The organism is Dyadobacter sp. 676, from assembly GCF_040448675.1.
GTDB lineage: Bacteria > Bacteroidota > Bacteroidia > Cytophagales > Spirosomataceae > Dyadobacter.
Genome location: NZ_CP159289.1, coordinates 7076650 through 7094855 on the forward strand (window position 1 = coordinate 7076650; position 18206 = coordinate 7094855).

Here is an 18206-nt window from a genome sequence, read left to right on the forward strand (position 1 = left end):
TTTCAGCAATTATTCACCCACGAATACGGGCCGGTCCGGAGTGATTCCGGGCCGGCCTTTTTTATTTCCCGCGAGCGACCTGCATCCGGAGTTTTGTATAGTCTATTTTGGAATTGTGCCGCGGGTCCCTGGGGATTTTGGGTACAAAAATAACCTCGTCCGGCACCACCGGCAGTTCGCTCACAGCCGCCCTGACCCGGGCGGGGTCAGCGGCCGGGTCCAGCTCGACGACAGCGGCCAGTTTGTTATCCAACATCATTACGGTTCCCATTTCCACGCCTTCAATAGCCTGCAAATGGTTTTCAAAAAGAAATGTCGACAACAACCCGTCGGTCGTGCGGATCAAAGATGTGCAGCGGCCCATCAGAAAGAGGTTACCATTTGCATCGAAGAAACCGCTGTCGCCCGTCCGGTGCCAGCACTGGTCGCCTATGAAAATTTTATTGCGTTTGAGCGCTTGCGGATTATGGAGGTAATCCCGCAGAACATGTTTTCCCGAGACGATAATCTCGCCGATCTCCCCTTGTTGTAATTCCAGGACAGCCAGCTCCCCCGGAGTGGAAGCAGTAATCTCGCCGTCGCGGATTCCGATAATTCTGACCATCGCACCCGGCTCGGTTTTCCCTACTTTCAATCCCTTACCCGTATCTGCGACTATCAGCTCGTCGGCAGCGATCACGGTCATTGGCTCCGCTTCTGTAGAGCCATAGACGATACGGATCGAGGCATTGGGGAATGCATTCCGGTAGCTCTTCGCTTCGCTGGGGAAAACCGGCGCGCCGCCGGTGAGTATTTTCTGTATACTATTCAAAACCAAACCGTTATCCAGCAAATACCGGGACAATCGCTTAACAAAGAACGGCGACGCGATGACCGTACGGACACGGTGCCGGCTGATCTGAGCAGCGATCGTAGCCGGCTGCATGGTATCGGGTTTCCGCGGATTAAATCCTGCGATCACCGACGTTACACCCGCGCCCAGGTTGATCAGCAGAACTATCGGCAAAACCGGCATGCAAACTTCCTCCTGTTGCGCGTCGATAAGCGGCAACAATGCCTGGAATTGCTCGTGCAGCAAGCCGTGCGTTCGAATGGCCGCTTTGGGAATGCCTGTGCTTCCCGTCGTGAATGTGATCAGTGCGACGTCGGCCCGCCCTGTTTCAGGAAAAACCGGCACAGGCAAGCCGGCATCGTATTGCACGCCCAAACGCAACGGAATAGACCGCAATCCGGGCAGCAGCCACGCCAGCAGCCGGCCCTTAAAGGTGCCGATAAACGCCCTGCATTGCGCCAACCGGCAGCATTCGTTCAGTCTTCCTGCCCTCACCCATTCATCCAGAAACACCGCCACCGCCCCAAGCCGAAGCAGCGCCAGCACGACCCGGTACAGATCGGTGCTCATCGGAACAAACACCAGCACACGATCCCCTTTACCGATACCTTTATGTGCAAGATGCGCGGCCATCCGTATTACTTCCTTTTCGAAATCGCCGAAGGAGACCGCCTGGTCCCGATAAATGATCGCGGCCTTCCCCGGATGCGCTTGTGCGGCGTCATGAAAAAGATCGACCACATTGAAATGTTCAGCGGATTGGCCTGCCATACAATAGATAGTTTCTGTAATTGCTTCCCGAAAAATGCGCGGAAAGCTTCGTCGAAGTGCCCTGCTCGTAGATAAACGAATGAATAGCGCTGGTGTACCCGAGTTCGAGGGCTTTGCGGTAAATCACGTTACCGATCACATGGCCCAGTCCGCTCCATTCGGGCGCCGGGTGCCGCGCCAGGGTTTTTACGATCAAAGATTTATTAACAGTGTTATAAAAATCGCGAATGCAGAAAAAATAGCCGACCAATCCCCCGCCGGCCTCCTCGGCAAGCAACGTCAGTTCCGGATCGATCAGCCCTTTTACCTGCATGTATTTTTTCATAAATGCTTCCCTGCCGATCGGCGTATAAAGGAAGTTGGTTTTGAATGCGAGCAGATTGAAATCATAAATCCGTGAGATTTCCGCTTCGAAACCTGAAAGATCTATCGGCCTGATCGTCATACCTTTGGCTTTCAGATCCATTTCCCGGGCAAGTATTTCGGGGTTATCCGGCTCCAAACCATAGTCAATATTGCTGAAATACCGCGCAATGGGTTCAAAACCCATCTTTTTGAACTGGTCGTTATAGTACAAATGATGGTATGGCTCCGTGAAAAACAATGGATTGTTCTGATCGGCCAGGAACCGGTAGCTCTCCCAGGTACTGCCGTTCATCGGCCCGATAAGATATTCTCCACCCCTCTTTTTAACATTCGAAATAATATGGTCCAAAAGCTCCCGCGCACATTCGTCACGCACGGCACATTCGTAGTTCCCGACCAGGAAAGTCCTCTGACCGGCATATCGGATAAGCGGGTTGTCGTAAACGGCCGCCCTGGCGACGATAGTCTCGCCATCTTTCAGCAGATAACAGGCTGTGAGAAAATCGGTCGGTACGGTGTCTGGCGTTTTAAACCGCATGCTGTCCGCGGGATAAATGTCCCTCAGCATTTCCGTAAACAAATGGAAATCAGACCGGTCGGGACCGGTTTCGATAATGCCCGTCATAATACCAGCCAGAGGATTGTTGCTACGCTCGCCGGGATCGTCAGGTTGTCCATGCCTTTAATTCCCAATGCTTCGGAAACGGTTGCCGTAACCGGAACCGTCAGGCAGAGCCTCTTTCCCGATTGAGTGATCCCGAGCATGTCGACCACAATGACCGTCACCGCGACCGCCGCGATGAAAAATGCCGCCGAGCCCGATGCGGATTTGCCACAACCGCATATCCGGTACCTGCCGAGCGGGAAACGTTTTCCCGCCAATGCGGCCAGCGGGTCGCAGACAGCCAGGATCAGGATCGGGAGATAAAACACGATCAGGCCTTTTCCAGCCATCCGGAATACTACAAAAAGTGCATAAACGATTACCGGGAACAATATGCTCCCGTACGAAAGCCGGTCGATAGCATTGATCGAGGGCAGCCAGCCAAACCGCAGGCTGGCCAGCAGTATCAACAGAAAGCTGCCGCACAGGAACAGCACCTGCCAATGGCTGACGAGCACCAGCGGAAAAAGCAACGTCAGCAGTCCTGTACCGGTGTGAACGATTTTACGCGTCCATTCCGCCCGTACCTTCCCAAAGTGGTAAAGCAGCTCGGCCACGCCGAACAAGGCCAAAAAGCAGGCTGCGAGAACAAGCGGAGGGACTATTTCTTTCGGTGTCATTTCACGGTGTCAATGATGAATTCCTTGTAAAAAAAGCCTCTATCGATCGCCGTCAACCGCGCGGCCTCGGCCTGGTTACAGGTTACGGCTTCCGGTAGTATTTCTGAAATCCGCCGTGGTACCATCAGGTTCCAGTAAGCCAGCCTGCCTCCCGGTTCGGTGCCGTCGATAAGCCTAAGGGCTGTCTTTGCGAACAGTTCGGGGTCCATATATTCGAAAATATCCGACAGATTCATACAATGAAACCTGCCGTACCGGCCGATTGCCGCCTGAGCGTAGCCTTCCTGCAAATGCAGCCTGTCCAGATTGCGGCGGATCATCCCGTAATTCTCTTTTTGAAGATAATGCGGCAAAAGTCGGTCAAAGCCGCCAGTCAACGTGTACCGTAAAATAAAGTTATCCTGTGCAGCCACCGAGGCGAGCTGGCCGGCGGCTTTCTCGAATATGAATTTTGAAACGGAGCCGCGAACCTGTTTCTGAAACTCGGGATCGCGCCCGTATCTGCCCATCACATATTTGCTGAAAAAAAAACGGAAAAGAAGCCGCCAGCGCCAGGTATTCCATTTTTGATGGTAAAAATGGGCTTGCTCCACCGGCGGTTTTGGTGCAAAAAAGACCGTCGATAACCCGCTTCGAGTGAATCCATGGCAGGATTTTGCCACTGAATAATTGAAAATACCGCTCGAATTTCCCCTGGTGGATAACCCCGCCCCGGATCATCGCCAGGTTCGATTCCCAATATGCTTTTGCCTCGCTGGTCAACTGGCCTTTCAGCGACCGGAAGCATTTCTCCCGGTCGCCGGCGGCGTGAAATCCCAAAAACGCCAGTGCTTCCTCCCATTCGAGATTCCGGATACAGACCTTTTTCAGTTCGATCAGAAAAAGCTGGATACGGTTCACATCGACGGCAACGACCATTTCAGGGTCTCCGGCCAGACACGAAAAACTGTTATCTCCCGCCGATCCGATCGAGAGTACCCGCTTGCCCGGCCCCGGCTCAAGACCGGCCAGCAACACTTCGGCGTCCTCCCAGCAGTTGGCATACCGGATAATTTCAAAATTGACTCGCTGCGTCAGATCGTCCCTTCTCATCGCGAAACCCTCCTGATAATGCCCGTACTACCATCCATTTCGATCTCGTCCCCGGTTTTCAGCACTTTCAGTAACCCCGTCACGCCTACAATGCATGGTTTACCCATCTCCCGGGAAACGATCGCCGAATGGCTCAGCAGACTGCCGCGCTCGACGATAATGCCCAGAGCGCCGGGAAAGAGCGTCACCCATCCGGGATCGGTACTGGAAGTCACGAGAATATCGCCATTCAACGAAGCAACCTCAGCCGGGTCCAGCACTACTCTCGCCTTTCCGGAAACCCTGCCGGGTGAACATCCGATTCCCTTCAATTCGCCGTCATGGGTTTCTACGCGGTCCATACTGAAAAAGTCGTTGCCATGGTAAGGCACGCCGTAGGTCGCAAACCGCTCCGAAAGGGCTCCCAGCCGGGTATATGTCTGAAACGCCGCTTTCCGCAATGCAACCAATGCCCCGACGTCCTGTGTTACCGCCGTCCCTTCTATATAGCTGAAAATCTCTTCTTTGGTGAGGTAAAAAATATCCCGTGGCTCGTCCAGCAGCCCGTTGGTGTAAAACCGCTTTCCTATAAACGTAAAAATCTCCCGCACGATCCCGAACGCCCGTGTGCGCTCGTAGCGCAGGTTCTCACGTGCACTTACAAGCTCACGCGCGTAATGAAGGGTGATCCGCATTTTCCACCGCCTCAGTGGCTTCCCTTTCAGGTATTGTTTCATTTCCGCTTCCGCACGCAAGCGAATTACCTCCTCTCTTCCGCCCGAAATCTGTTCGGCGGTGATGCCGGTTTCCACATACGATTTCAGGACTTTGATAAAACGGGCGGGCTCCTGGGCGTAGGACACCGTTTCCAGTTTCAGCTCGCCCACACAGCGTTCGCCGAAATCGGCGATATATCGGTCGATATCCGTTTTTACAGCCATCCAATCGGGCGAGGTCGCCGTTGCGAGCTTCTCGTGGATCGCGCATTCGTTTTCGGTCAGAAACAGGTCCCTAAGTGGGGCGATCGAAGCGATGCACGCCGCGATCGCGATGCTGCGGTGGACCGGTTGTACCGAAATAATGTCGTTGCTCCCGCAAAGCAGATCGTTATGCAGGTTCGGATTACAGCCATCGGTGATTTGTTCCGATTGTTTTTGCAGCATACCGAACCAGATCATCGCGAAAAAGTCGTTCAGCAGAGGGGCTTTCCATTCGAGCAGCAGTTTCCGTTCAAAATCGAGATACAAATGCATGAGCGCGGCAGCGTCCTTTTCTCCAAAGGGGATTGCCTTGTATTCGGCGATCGTACTCTCGACCAGCCGCATAAACTGTCGCCGTTTCCGCGGAAGTGCCCAAAACCGAAAAAGCATCCGCACGACCATTTTTGAGATGCCCCACCAAGCTTTACCCTTCGTCAGGCGGTAAGAAGCCGGAATATCGAATTGCTCCTTCACTCCCATCATTTTTTCCATGAAACGGGCGTTGATACTGTAACCGGGCAGCATTGCCAGCATGTGATACCAGCTTTTAAGGTTATAGTAGACCCGGCCGTTAAGGAACCCCAGCGTATTGGCAAATACTCTTTCATTCCTTTTGATGACAGATGCGCTTACTCCGAGATAGGCGCTGAAAAGCTTGTAGGCCGTTTCATAGGATTTACTGATAAAGGAAAAAGTAAGCGGTGTCGTAACGCCGGGGTACGATTCGACGATATTGCTGTTATCCCATAAAATATAATTAGCGGGCCGCCTGCCGGCGGTAATCAGCGTGGTAACCGGCCTGGTTTGAAGTAAGTAAATTTCCCCTTTCCTGATAGCGAACTCGATATCCTGAGGCTGCCCCAGCTCTTTTTCGAGCTGGTCGAGAATTGCCCCGATGCGGTAAATCTGATCGTCCGTAAGCGCCGGCTTGTGCCGATCGGCCTGCGGTACGGGCTGTAAAACGACACCGGTTCCCTTTACGGCATCTTGCACCGACATTTGTGTTTTAATTACCGTTTTGGCCTGAATATCCCTGCTACTCAGAACAAACTGGTCGGCATCCAGCTCTCCGGAAACCAGCCCGTCCCCCAATCCGAATACGGCATTGATCACCTTTTCCTTCCGGTTGCCCGTTACGGGATTCGCTCCGAAGGCGACCCCGGCAACATCCGCATCGATCATTTCCTGCACCACCACCCCTACGCCGGCCGGTCGGAGAAGCCCGTGATGGCGCCGGTAAGCGGATACCCTCTCCGAAAACGCCGACTGCCAGACCTCTCTGATCCTGACCGCCAAATGCTGCCGGTTGACAAACAGGAAGCTTTCCAACTGGCCCGCGAACGAAAATCCCTGCCCGTCCTCATCCACGGCCGACGACCGTACCGCATAATACGGCACATCTCCCAATGCTTGCGACAACGCCAGTATGAAGTCACAATCGATAACGATCCCGTCCATACTACGTCGTAACGCCGTATGGTCGCCGATCAGAAGCGCCTCCGGCATACGGCCAAGCAACGATTCCCAGGGGATCACGGCGAACCGCGGGACCGGCATTCCCAGGTTCTTCAACCGGAAGAGATTCCCCGCTTTGCCGCCGACTGTGAAGTCCGCCGCTTTGTGTGATTCCGTATCGGAAATGAAGTGCATCAATGGAACAACAGTTTTGAGATCATTGGTCCGCCGCCAAGCGTGAGATACATGGCAATCGTCCAGAACGCAGAGGCATATTCGATCATTTTTGAAAACTTCACCGTCGGGGAACGCAGGAACAGCAAAGCCGGCAAGGCGCACAGCAGAAACACCGATCCCAGCACGGCAAGAACGGCAACGCCGTAACCGGCAAAAAGCGACGCCGCAATGCTCAGTAACCCCGTAGCGGTCAACGTTGCCAGCCACAGCCCCACCGCCCGCGAAATACCGAGCATGGATGTATACGTGAGTACTCCCTCGGATTCCTTTTCCGGCGCACGGATTTTCCTGCCGACTTCCAGCACGACGCCATTCATATAGGATACCGCAAAAAAGAATAACAGGCCTGCCGGAGCATCCGCATCTGCCAGGAGCCAGTCGAGCCCGCTGGCGTAGACATCGATGAGCGGTATGATGAACATATGGGATGCTACATACCAAAACTGATGTTTTTTCAGCCATTCGGCCACAAAGAACTCCTTTCCCATCAACAACAGGTACCCCATCACCACCGCGTAAATGGACAGCATACGGGGAAAGAAAACCAGATTTACCAGAATCTGCGCCGATGCGACGACAATTCCGGATACAGCGAGCTCCCGGAATGTGACCAGTCCGCGCGGAACGGGAAGCTCCCGCCGGAAGCGGGCGTCGTCGGCCGCGTCTTTGAACTCATCGAATATCCTCACAAGCAGGAAAAGCGATATCGTGGTAAAAATGCCCGTTGCAAATGTTTTGCCATCCACAAAACCTTCGCCCCCACGGCATATCCGCGAGTAGGAAATAGCCGAAAAGCTGAATGCGGCCACCAGCAGGCCGTGGCCCAATAACGGAAACCGCTCTTTTTGATAGATATAAAGGCGACGGACGAGCGGCGCACTGTTCTCCCGCGCGTCGCTGTATTCGTTTCCCTGTGCCGGCAGCTTCATTTCTTCCGGCCGAATTTCTTGTGTGCGGCCGAAAATTGCCCGGCCGACAATGCTGCCGCAATCGATATTTCACCGGCCAGCACCACAGCCCCGCATATTTCGGCGAACTTCCGCGTGTTACCGGCGCCATAGCACCCCAGCAGTTCCAGACATTCTCTTTGCGTAGGCAGCGAAGTTCCGCCGCCTACCGTGCCGACGATCAGGTTAGGCAGCGTTACCGAAACATATAAACCGCCATCGTCCGTAAGTTCCATGCGTGTAATACCTACAGACGCCTCCGAAACGCAGGCGACGTCCTGCCCCGTGGCGATGAAGAGCGCCGTCAGGCCGTTGGCATAATGGCCCTGTGCCCCAATGGCGCCACTCTGTATGGTACCGATCGTCGACGACCGCCAGTAATCCGCCATGGCCTCCGGTGTTGTCTTAAGCACCTCATGCACAACCCGTTTCGGAAGTGCTATTTCGGCCGTTACTTTCTTGCCCCGCACATTGGCAAAAGAATGCGAAGTCGCCTTCTTGTCGCCGGAAAAATTACTCTCGATAAACCAGAATTGCGGCTGCACTGGCGCATTTTGGATAATATGCTGGCAGATGGCGTCGGTACAGATCGTCACCATGTTTTGCCCCGAAGCATCACCCGTGTGGTATTCGAATGTCAGGATAAGGTGGTTTCCCTCGACGTTGGATTTCATGTCGATCAGCTTCGCGAAACGGCTCGTCCGCTCGGTAATGCGGTGGAATTTGTCGATCTGGCCCAGTATCCAGACCAGAAAAGTACCCAGATTCCCGAGATTGTCGAATTTGAAAACCGGCGACCTTTGTACACCGTCGATCAGGCACACCGAAGTAGCTCCACCCGCCAGATAGCAGGCCTTTGCCCCGCGATGGTACGAGGCCAGCAAACTGCCCTCGCTCGTTGCCATCGGCACATAAAAGTCGCCCTTCGCCATCGATCCGAGCACCGACACCGGCCCGATCACACCGGTTGGCACCAGCGACATTCCAATGTAATTCTCGATGTTCCCTTCCAGAGCCGAGAGCTCCGAAAAATGCTTTTCTCCGCTCAGATAAGGAAAATCGCTGCCGGTCTTGTTCAGCAAAAACGCAAGCCTTTTCCGAATTCCGTCCGGAGAGACCGGTATCTCGGCAGGCAAATTCTCCGGCGGTTCCTTACTTGCAGGCTTTTTCCTTATGTCCTCCAACAACTGTTCGAGATTTTGCAAAGCACTCATGGCACGTAGTGCTTTCTGTGTGGTTTCACTGGATGAGGACATAGGGCGGACGGATGTTTGACAACAAAGGATATGATGCCAAACGGTGCAGCTGCTTGGCGACCGCTAACATAATAAACTATCCTATCTAAGTCAAAATCACTTATTAAACTGAAAACTCTCCCCATCCTGCGTCAGCGTAAAGGCGTTCTCTTCGGGGCGGAATTCCATGGTTACACGTGCCGCGTCGAACCGGAACACGTCTTTTTTAACGGGCGTCAGGCGGAAGGACGACTGTCCGGTTGCCTTGGCAAGGAGCCTGTCGCCGTGCCGCCAAATAGTCATTTTGAGGGGTAACTGCTTGCTCGAATAAACACCCACGTATTGGTCAAGTTCCTCCGGCCGCAGCGCAACGGTGTCGAACGTTGGGATAATAACGGGCATTTTATAGTAAGCGCTCAGCAAGGCGATAAGAATGTCGTTCAAAGCATATTCCACCCCATTGGAAAACACGGCAGCCGCAAGGCTATCGGCGGGATAATACGCTGCCACCGTCTGAAAACCATCGAGCCCGCCGGTATGTCCATAACCTTTTTTCCCGTAAAAAGGCATGGGCGCCAGGCCAATGCCATGTCCGTCCACGAAATTGGTCATTTGTCGGAGACTTTCTTTTGAAACCAGTTTGCCGTCAAAAAGCGCCGAGAGGAACGTGGTAACATCGGCGGGCGTCGAAACAATGGCGCCCGCCCCCGCGGGCTGGCTCAAATCAGTGTCTTCCTGTTTCTCCCAGCGTTTGGAAAATATATAAGAATAGGCGTCCCCCTTATCGGGATCGATTCCGCCTCCATAACGGGTATTTTTCAGTCCTGCACGCGACAGAATGCGCTCTTGCAGGTTTGCCCCGTAGGTTTTTCGGGTGATGTCCTCAATGATGTAGCCCAGCAACACATAATTGGTATTACTATATATCGCTTGCTCGCCGGGTTTGAAATCCGGTTTGTGCGTTGCGAAGTTGTTCAGCATTCCGGCAGGGGTAACGGGCTTCGTCATCGATTCCCAATATGCATCGTCATCGGTAAAATTGTGGATCCCGCTGCGGTGCCTCAGCATCATTTCGATGGTTATTTCGCCCGCATTGGGGATTGCTGGGAAATATTTGGCCAGACGCGTATCCAGGGTCAGTTTCCGTTCTTCCACCAGTTGCATGATCATGGTGGCCGTGAAAGTCTTGGTAATGGACCCGATGCGGTAGCGCGTCGCGGGCGTTGCTCTTATCTGACGAGTACTGTCGGTAACCGCGTAACCGATAGCCCGCTCGTAGATTTTAACGCCGTTGCGAGTCAGCAACACACTTGCCATCGATTTGTTATGGACAGTAAGCGAATCGAACAACCGGTCGAGATCGGCCGTATCGATTTGCTGGGCGGATACCGAAATTGTGAAAAGTAGTGCGGCGATCAGCGGCAGGGTGTTTTTCATGGGAGGAAATGGTCTTTTTTTTACAAATAAACCACTTAACCGGGATGTCGGGTAACCGAACGTCACATTTTTGGTAATCCAAACTGATGTGCGGCTAGCCGGATGGATGTCTGAACCGTCGGTAAACGCAGTAATCTTGTCTATTTCAGGTAGAAACTCCGGTTGCCGCTGGTTTGCCGGAAGTGTAACACGTAGTCGAAATCATCGAGAAGATTTCCCTCGAAAAACTGCTCGCGGGCCAGGCCGTACACGAGTAACCTATAACGGCGCGGAAGCTGTGCCGCGGGTGGCTTTTGCATCAATGGTGAAGTTTCAAATGCAAATACGGGACTGTTTACCTGTGAAAGATAATGCTCGAAAGTCGTGGCGTCGCCGGCCTTTACCTCGTTCCCGTCCGTAATTGCCCCTGCCTTCGGGTTAAAAGTCGTGTAAGAACCAGCGGAGGTCGTCAACCCAACACATCGATAGCCTGATTTCAGGTTTCGCGCTAAAAAGAACCCGACGCTTTTCGAAAATATGTTCGGCGTTTTCTGCAAATGAGCGTTATGCGCCAGAACGACCATTTTTTCTCCCGGTTTCATTTCCGAGAGTATGTTTTCGGCCATTAGCGAATCCCGTATTTCTGCAAGCACGCGGCCGTCGTAGCCACGAGCCGGGTCGTTGAGTAGCAGAAATTGCCGATAATTGGCGATGTTCTTCCGGACAACGCTATCTTCGGCCAGACGGGCATCAAGCTGGTTGAAAATCAGCTCGCTCGTCTTTTTCAGATCGGCAAAATCCGCTTCGGAAAATCTGTGATTGTATATTTCGTCGTTGAGCAAACTGTAATAATGCAGCAGTTTTTTCAGCGAATCCGCAGCCTCGCCGGTAACGCCCGAACCGAGGATGTTTTGCAGCGATTGAAACGGGCTTTGCATATCGAAACCGAAAAATACCAGATACTCCCTACGCCCTTGGTTTATTCGCCGGACGTCGTTTACAAGCTCCGCAAATTCCCGGCATTCATATCCGTACAGCCTGAACGACCGGAGAATTGCCTTTAAATCACCCTGCCCGCCGCGCAGATAATCGTTCAGTTTGTCCACTTCGGCCATCGGCGCTTCCAGACCGATTTTTGTCAGTGTATGGTCGATTCCGAGCGCTTTGAGGAACATTGTCCTGGCCGTAAAAAACTCCGAAGTACCATGCGATTGCTCCCCTATGCCCAGAACCCTAAAGTTCGTGCCGATCAGCTGCCGGATTTTGCCCGCGTTTTCGTCTCCCGAAAGATGCGTCGAATCGAGCCGAATAGCGTTGCGGCACAATTGTCGAACCAACCCGTCGGACTGGCCCTGAGCCACATCCGTACAAAGCAGTACAGCCAGGCAAATATTCCGCAGGTATATATTCATTTTGACAGGTTTAATTTTTATGTAATAAATTTACATATAAAGGTAAATAAATGAACATATACTTTTCCGTGCGGAAGTTAAAGCCCGCGTGCGACCCTGTAAGTATTCGCATGCGCCTCGATAATTACTTTGAGCTGTGCCGAATAGCCCCCTCCCATACTGCATTGAACAGGAATGTTATGCTTTCGGGCGGTTTGCAGTACGATCTCGTCGCGCTGCCGACAGCCTTCGATGGTACACGCCAGGCGGCCGAGCTTATCGGAGGATAGAATATCGACGCCAGCCTGGTAGAAGATGAAATCGGGCTTTATCTTCTCGATGAGCTTTGGAAAGGTCTCGCTGAGCAGCGCCAGGTATCCGCTGTCGCCGGTGCGGTCGGGAAGCGCGATATCGAGGTCGCTCCTCGTCTTCCTGAACGGATAGTTGCCCGCCGCATGCATCGAAAAAGTGAAAACCCTGGATTCTCCGGTGAAAATATCGGCGGTCCCGTTGCCCTGGTGCACATCCAGGTCGACAATAAGGACCTGTTTCGCCCTTCCATGATCGACGAGGTATTGCGCCGCCACGGCCTGGTCGTTGATCATACAAAAACCTTCGCCCATCCGGCGGGATGCGTGGTGCGTGCCGCCCGCAATGTTGAATGCAATGCCGGTCCCGAGTGCTTTGAGCGCTCCTTCCACAGTTCCCTGCGCGATCCGCAACTCCCGTTCCACGAGCGCGGGCGAATGCTTAAAACCGATCCGTCGCATTTCCTGGCGTGTGAGCGCGCCAGCCACGAACCTGTCCACATAGGCGCGGTCGTGCACTGCATACACGTGTGCGAGGCCGACCGGTTCCGGACTGAAAAAGTCTGATTCTTCGGCGATGCCCTCCCGGAGCAGTTGCAGGGGCAGCAGCTCGTATTTATCCATCGGGAAACGATGGCCTTCGGGAACCGGATATTTAAAAACAGGATGATATGCGATAGGAAACATGCAAACGGGCAATACTGAGCGCGCAAATTTGCAAAAAAGAAAGCGACCCTCCGAAAAGGGCCGCTTTCAAAAACGGGTGCTGGATTATTCATTTTCCCCGGCAATTACGCCAAACTCCGCGACATCGGCATAATTAATTCGATTTAATGTGGCAAACCACTCTAACCGCGGGGCGAACAAGGCGAAACCAGGGACGAAATATTTCAGCCAGCATTCAAAAACTCATACTACCATGGCTTGCCCGTTCCCTGCACCAGCCAGGGTTTCGACCATTGGCTGTTTTTCTTACGCGGGCCGGAGAAAATGGTCTCTTCCAGTTTCTCGATAGCACTTTTAACGCTTTCGCCATTATTGTTCAGCTCGTTGTTGCTGTAAATAAACCGGAGCGGCAACGCGCGCGATTTGGGTGCCGCACCAAGTACCAATGCCGGCAATCCCGTACGACGATAATCGAACCACGCTTCGGTCGACATTGTCCAGCCGGCGATCCATTTCTGCTCGATAATCTGTGCCAATGTGCCTTTGTAAGTCACATTTTTCAGGTAAGCGTCATATTGGTCGGCGACGCCCCAGGTTTGGAGCGATTGTTTGATACCATTATTATAATGTGCTTCCGCACCACCCACGGCCCATCCTTTCAACGCCGCCTCGGCAAAGATAAAAGATGTTTCGGAGGCGGACGCCAGGCGGGCTTTCAATAAACCGCCCTTGGATCCCTGGTAGGTGTAGCTGAGCTGCGAAGCGTGCTGGTTCTGTACCTGTTGCCCGGTCGTGGGGTTTTCGTTGTAGTAGGTGGGGTCGATCATGCCCGCGGGAATACCTACATATTCGCCCGTATTGATCGGACCATTGAACAAATCTGCATGGGTTGGTTTATACAGCGCCGGGTTGAAATGACGGGTAAACTTATGCCCGGCCGAGATCTCGGCGCGCAACTCCTGCTCGGTCAGCGATTTCACGCCATTCTGGATCACACCGTCCTTGCGGATGAACTCGTCCATGCCGGTTTTCAGAGTAGGGTCCGACACCCAACGCACATGCACGGGCTGGAACCATACTTTCAGGCGCGGGTCTTTGCCGGCGACCATGGTATTGAGCAACGTAGCCGCGGGCCTTCTCCGCCGCCAGTTCGATTCACTTACATCGAATGCGACGGCGGTAGGCCACGAATCGCCGGGGGCCGAACCGATATAGTCCATGGTCGCATCTTCGGCAGCGTCTTTCAGGTAAATGCCCGATGTGTAGATTTGCTCGATCCCCGCTTTCGCGATATCGGGCAGTTTGGCGGAAATACGCATGTAGTAGCGCAGCAGCAGCGAGTTGGCAAACTTCTGCCATTTCGCTCTGTCGCCATTGTAATACACGTCGTAACCGGTAGCGTAGGTCGAAACATCGGCATTGGCAAACAACGACGACGCCTTTTTCAGGTCTTCGATAATACCTTTATAAATCACCTCCTGGCTATCGAACGCGGGCAGCATTTCGCCCTGGTCGCCTTTCAAGGCATTGGTATAAGGCGCATCGCCCCAAAGGTCGGCGATCGTTCCGAAAATGAATGCCTTCATCGTCAATGCAATGGCCTCGTGAAAGGTGTAGCCCATCTCGACCGAGCGGTTGTAAAGCAGGTTATTGTTCCGCAGAAAGCCGTACCACGCCCTCCACTCGTCGTCCTCTTCCGACCAGTCGTAGTCATTGAAACCGTCTTTCCATGCATCTTCCTGGGTATGCTGGATCACGCCGGCTATGCGGCCATAACCCAGTTTCAGATACTGATTCCCGACGCCGGTCATAACCGTCGGCAGAAGCAAATTAGGGTTGGCGCTATTCGGATCGACGCCATTGGGGTTTTCATTGATTTCCGTGAGGTTGTCCTTACACGACGACGCTGCGAGCACGGCGAATATGAAAACGATTCTTGGGATATATTTTAAAATCTTCATCGCTTTGATTTTTGCAGTAGTTGATCAGAAATCGAAATTCAGCTTGAAACCGAACGGGATCGTCCATGGCATCACGTTCTGACGCTCGATGCCCTGGCGGAAGCCGCCCTTGTTCGGGTCCGCCCAGAAAGCGCGCTCCGGATCGATGCCGATTTTGGCCGCATTCCAGAGCATGATGTTCCGGGTATAGAGCGACAGGCTCGCATTGCGGATCGAATTGAACAGTGTCGGGATCTTGTATGTCAAAGTTACTTCACGCAGCTTTATAAACGATGCATCGAAAGTGACCTGCTGGTTGAAGCCCCATGGGTACATGGCCGTAATCGGCATATATTTTGTGCCGGGACCGCCGAGCCATTCGTGATAGTTACCGTCCTTGTCCTCCCAAACACCCGGGATAAACGCACCATCGCCATCGGCGCCGAATCCACCGGTGGCGGCTGTATGGCCACCCACGCGCGGGAAGTTTCCGTTTTTCGGGATAATGTATTTCTCGGGGTCCGATTTCAGTAATGCAACCAGTTCATCCGGCGAATAAAGCCCACCCGGGATCAGGTTGTCGATCTGGCGCTGCGACTTCCAGTCAGACTCTCCATAGCGATAAGTGAACGACATAAATTCGCCACCCTGACGCCAGTCGAGGCTTAAACCGAGCGAAAAACGTTTATAGGAAAGATTTACCTGGCCTCCCACCATGAAATCGGGATTGTAGTTACCAACCTTCACGTTGTTCTCGCGGCCACCGAGCTGTTGCCAGTCCATATCCCCGCCGCCACCGTCATAAGCGATGATCGGCCAGCGGTAGTAAGGAGAATCGGGGTCGGTTACCGTGGCAAAACCACGGCTGTAAATATTACCGATCTCCCAGCCGCGGCTGACGAGCTTGCCGGCGTTGATGTTCTTGTTCGTATACCCTGTCGAAGGCGCCATCGGTACGCTGAAAATCTGGTTGGTATTGGCGCGGTCGTAGTACGTCAGGTCGAAACGCAGGCGGTTGTTGAACATATTCAGGTCGATACCGCCTTCGGTGGAAGTCGCGATTTCCGGAAGCAGGGTCGGGTTAAGGAGCGTCTCACCGAGGTTGACCGTCACGAGGTTGCCCCAGTTTCCGGTTCCCAGGTTGGGGTACAACTGGTAAGGATCGGTATCGTTGCCCACCTGTGCCCAACCTCCGCGGAGTTTCAGGAGCGAAATGTAGGAAGGCATGCTGAAGGTCGTGCTTGCCAGCCAGCTCAGCGACGCCGAAGGGTAGAAATACGAACGGTTCGCTTCGGGCAGCGTGCTCGACCAGTCGTTACGCGCGGTTAAGTCAAGGTAAAGCTGGTTTTTGAAACCGAAAGAACCCAATGCGTACAAACTGTAAATCGCTTTTTTTGTAGCTGCCGTTCGTTACGACCCGGTTCGTAACCGGAACGCTCGAGATATTATAAAGGCCTGGCACCGAAAGGTCGCGTCCGCCGAGTGCCGAGCTGTTGCCCTTTTGCCGCATAATGTTACCCCCTCCGGAGATATTGATGTCGAATGCACCCGCTTTGATGTTTTTTGTAATCAGAAAGTCTGCGTTCCCTTCGTTACGGCCTACGTTTTCGAGATAATACCCTCCTTTTGCCATGCTTTTGTAGCTCCATGGTATTTTGGTCTCCCGGTCTTCGTCATACATATCGTGCGAATAACGGATGAAGGCCGTCAGGCCCGGAGCGATGGTCCAATCGAGTCTCAGGTTGCCGTACAGGCGGTCGCGCACGTAGGCGTTGGTGAGGTGTTTGGCCAGGAAGTAAGGATTGTCGGTCTCGCCTGGCGCTATCGTCAATTGTTCGATTTCCTCGCGGCCGGGCTTCCATACCCTCTTGAGGTCCCTCACGTCGTAGCTCGGCGAATAATAAACGGCCTGCAACGGGTTGGCATCGCGTTCCGACGTCTGCGGGCGGCTGTTCGAGTTCGATCTCACAAAGTTGATATTCGTGCTCAGCTCCACTTTTTTGGGCATATCGAACGTCAGGGCCGAGCTCAGTGAATTGCGGTAAAGGTCCGAATTCGGGATCAGCCCGCGGTTACTCATATTGTTGTAGGAAACACGGTAAGTAGCTTTGTCTGTCGAGCCGGATACGGTGAGGTTATTGGTAGAAGTGATTCCTGTTTGCAGGAAGTTCTTCATATTGTCCTTGTACGATTTCAATTCGGTCGGAATCGGCTGGCCATTGGCGTCCAGCGGCGAATTCCATTGTACCGCCTTGTTGCCCACATCCAGCGGCAGGCCGCCCCAGTAAGCCGAAGCCTCGTCCAGCTGGAACGGCCGCTCGCCGTTAGCGTATTTGTAATGGAAGTCGAGGTAGCGGTAAGGCTTCTCGAACACATTGGAAGTTGAAAACGAAACACCGAGGCCCTTGCCTTTTTTGCCCGACTTCGTAGTAATCAGGATGACGCCGTTACCCGCGCGGGAGCCGTACAATGCAGCGGCGCTCGGGCCTTTCAGCACGGACATGCTTTCGATATCGTCGGGGTTAATGTCCGAGATCGCATTACCATAGTCCACTTTGTTGCCGCTTCCTTTTTCGCTCACGTTGGCAAGGCTGTTGGCCAGCGGTACGCCATCCACCACAAACAACGGCTGGTTGTTCTTTAAGGAAGCCGCACCGCGGATGATGTTGCTGATCGACGACCCGACACCGCTGGTTTGGTTAATGGAAACCCCCCGAAACACGGCCCGAAAGCGATGTAAGCACGTTTTCGTTCGCCACATTCGAAACGTCGCGGCCTTCCACCTTGCCTACATTATAACCCAGCGAGCGCGTCTCGCGTTTGATACCCAACGCCGTGACTACCGCTTCCTGCAGGGTTGCAACGTTCTCCTGCATTACCACATCCACGACGCTCTTCCCCCGACCGGCAATTCGGTCGTATTGAAGCCGATGTAGGAAAATACGAACACCGCGTCTTTGGAATCCACATCGAGCGTATATGTCCCTTCCGCATGCGGTGCCGTGTCCGCACGAGCGGAACCGGTGCATTTGTTCTGTCCGCCTTCCGGCTGCAGACTCTAAGCCAAACCTGGAACAATCCTATTCCGGTTTTTTTATTTTTTTAATCTATTAAACCGATAGATATTAATCATTTTAAGTTATTTTTAATACATTTACAAAATATTTATTAATACAATCTTAACAATTTCGTCATTTAAGCCGGTCTAACGGAATTAAATTTCATAAAATCCGGTTCACAGAAAATCATTTTAATCTCAACCAGCCAAACAACCACAGAAAGTTCCAGCACAGCAATTCAACAAAAT

At 53.1% G+C, this 18206-nt stretch carries 14 protein-coding genes and 1 pseudogene; all 15 read right to left on the minus strand.

Going from position 1 to position 18206, the window contains the following annotated elements:
* Positions 1-61 precede the first annotated feature (61 nt).
* Positions 62-1603, minus strand: a complete 1542-nt coding sequence (locus tag ABV298_RS30990) for an AMP-binding protein (RefSeq protein ID WP_353719983.1) — start codon at positions 1601-1603, stop codon at positions 62-64.
* A complete protein-coding gene (locus ABV298_RS30995) occupies positions 1584-2594 on the minus strand; it encodes a hypothetical protein (RefSeq protein ID WP_353719984.1) in 1011 nt (336 codons plus the stop codon). Before ABV298_RS30995 ends, ABV298_RS30990 begins: the two co-directional genes overlap by 20 nt.
* On the minus strand, positions 2591-3253 hold the full coding sequence (locus tag ABV298_RS31000; protein WP_353719985.1) for a hypothetical protein: 663 nt from the start codon (positions 3251-3253) through the stop codon (positions 2591-2593). Before ABV298_RS31000 ends, ABV298_RS30995 begins: the two co-directional genes overlap by 4 nt.
* Positions 3250-3915 (minus strand): DUF3419 family protein, encoded by a 666-nt coding sequence (locus ABV298_RS31005; RefSeq protein WP_353719986.1) that lies wholly within the window; start codon positions 3913-3915, stop codon positions 3250-3252. Before ABV298_RS31005 ends, ABV298_RS31000 begins: the two co-directional genes overlap by 4 nt.
* Positions 3908-4345: pseudogene (locus ABV298_RS31010) on the minus strand (DUF3419 family protein); the annotation flags it as partial. The pseudogene ABV298_RS31010 and the gene ABV298_RS31005, both read right to left, overlap by 8 nt.
* Positions 4342-6954: a PEP/pyruvate-binding domain-containing protein gene (locus tag ABV298_RS31015; RefSeq protein ID WP_353719987.1), complete on the minus strand. Its 2613-nt coding sequence runs from the start codon at positions 6952-6954 to the stop codon at positions 4342-4344. The pseudogene ABV298_RS31010 and the gene ABV298_RS31015, both read right to left, overlap by 4 nt.
* Complete coding sequence (locus ABV298_RS31020) at positions 6954-7925, minus strand: hypothetical protein (protein ID WP_353719988.1); 972 nt, start codon at positions 7923-7925, stop codon at positions 6954-6956. The genes ABV298_RS31015 and ABV298_RS31020 overlap by 1 nt, the downstream gene beginning before the upstream one ends.
* Positions 7922-9199, minus strand: a complete 1278-nt coding sequence (locus ABV298_RS31025; RefSeq protein WP_353719989.1) for a hydroxymethylglutaryl-CoA reductase — start codon at positions 9197-9199, stop codon at positions 7922-7924. The genes ABV298_RS31020 and ABV298_RS31025 overlap by 4 nt, the downstream gene beginning before the upstream one ends.
* A 96-nt stretch (positions 9200-9295) precedes the next feature.
* Entirely contained in the window at positions 9296-10615 is a 1320-nt protein-coding gene (locus ABV298_RS31030; RefSeq protein WP_353719990.1) for a serine hydrolase domain-containing protein, read from the minus strand.
* A 140-nt stretch (positions 10616-10755) separates the two neighbouring features.
* Positions 10756-12006, minus strand: a complete 1251-nt coding sequence (locus ABV298_RS31035) for an erythromycin esterase family protein (protein WP_353719991.1) — start codon at positions 12004-12006, stop codon at positions 10756-10758.
* Between the two features lie 77 nt (positions 12007-12083).
* Positions 12084-12980, minus strand: a complete 897-nt coding sequence (locus ABV298_RS31040; protein ID WP_353719992.1) for a histone deacetylase — start codon at positions 12978-12980, stop codon at positions 12084-12086.
* A 227-nt stretch (positions 12981-13207) separates the two neighbouring features.
* On the minus strand, positions 13208-14920 hold the full coding sequence (locus tag ABV298_RS31045; protein ID WP_353719993.1) for a SusD/RagB family nutrient-binding outer membrane lipoprotein: 1713 nt from the start codon (positions 14918-14920) through the stop codon (positions 13208-13210).
* 24 nt (positions 14921-14944) lie between these two features.
* Positions 14945-16276: a hypothetical protein gene (locus tag ABV298_RS31050; protein ID WP_353719994.1), complete on the minus strand. Its 1332-nt coding sequence runs from the start codon at positions 16274-16276 to the stop codon at positions 14945-14947.
* Positions 16230-17621 carry a TonB-dependent receptor plug domain-containing protein gene (locus ABV298_RS31055; protein WP_353719995.1) on the minus strand — a complete coding sequence of 464 codons (1392 nt, stop codon included), beginning with the start codon at positions 17619-17621 and terminating at the stop codon, positions 16230-16232. The genes ABV298_RS31050 and ABV298_RS31055 overlap by 47 nt, the downstream gene beginning before the upstream one ends.
* A complete protein-coding gene (locus ABV298_RS31060; protein WP_353719996.1) occupies positions 17599-17775 on the minus strand; it encodes a hypothetical protein in 177 nt (58 codons plus the stop codon). Before ABV298_RS31060 ends, ABV298_RS31055 begins: the two co-directional genes overlap by 23 nt.
* Positions 17776-18206: the final 431 nt, after the last annotated feature.

Coding starts and splice junctions, on each gene's coding strand:
- ABV298_RS31040 (WP_353719992.1), bottom strand. CDS start 12,980: ATGTTTCCTATCGCATATCATCCTGTTTTTAAATATCCGGTTCCCGAA.
- ABV298_RS31030 (WP_353719990.1), bottom strand. CDS start 10,615: ATGAAAAACACCCTGCCGCTGATCGCCGCACTACTTTTCACAATTTCG.
- ABV298_RS31060 (WP_353719996.1), bottom strand. CDS start 17,775: ATGCAGGAGAACGTTGCAACCCTGCAGGAAGCGGTAGTCACGGCGTTG.
- ABV298_RS30990 (WP_353719983.1), bottom strand. CDS start 1,603: ATGGCAGGCCAATCCGCTGAACATTTCAATGTGGTCGATCTTTTTCAT.
- ABV298_RS31045 (WP_353719993.1), bottom strand. CDS start 14,920: ATGAAGATTTTAAAATATATCCCAAGAATCGTTTTCATATTCGCCGTG.
- ABV298_RS31020 (WP_353719988.1), bottom strand. CDS start 7,925: ATGAAGCTGCCGGCACAGGGAAACGAATACAGCGACGCGCGGGAGAAC.
- ABV298_RS31035 (WP_353719991.1), bottom strand. CDS start 12,006: ATGAATATATACCTGCGGAATATTTGCCTGGCTGTACTGCTTTGTACG.
- ABV298_RS31015 (WP_353719987.1), bottom strand. CDS start 6,954: ATGCACTTCATTTCCGATACGGAATCACACAAAGCGGCGGACTTCACA.
- ABV298_RS30995 (WP_353719984.1), bottom strand. CDS start 2,594: ATGACGGGCATTATCGAAACCGGTCCCGACCGGTCTGATTTCCATTTG.
- ABV298_RS31025 (WP_353719989.1), bottom strand. CDS start 9,199: ATGTCCTCATCCAGTGAAACCACACAGAAAGCACTACGTGCCATGAGT.
- ABV298_RS31000 (WP_353719985.1), bottom strand. CDS start 3,253: ATGACACCGAAAGAAATAGTCCCTCCGCTTGTTCTCGCAGCCTGCTTT.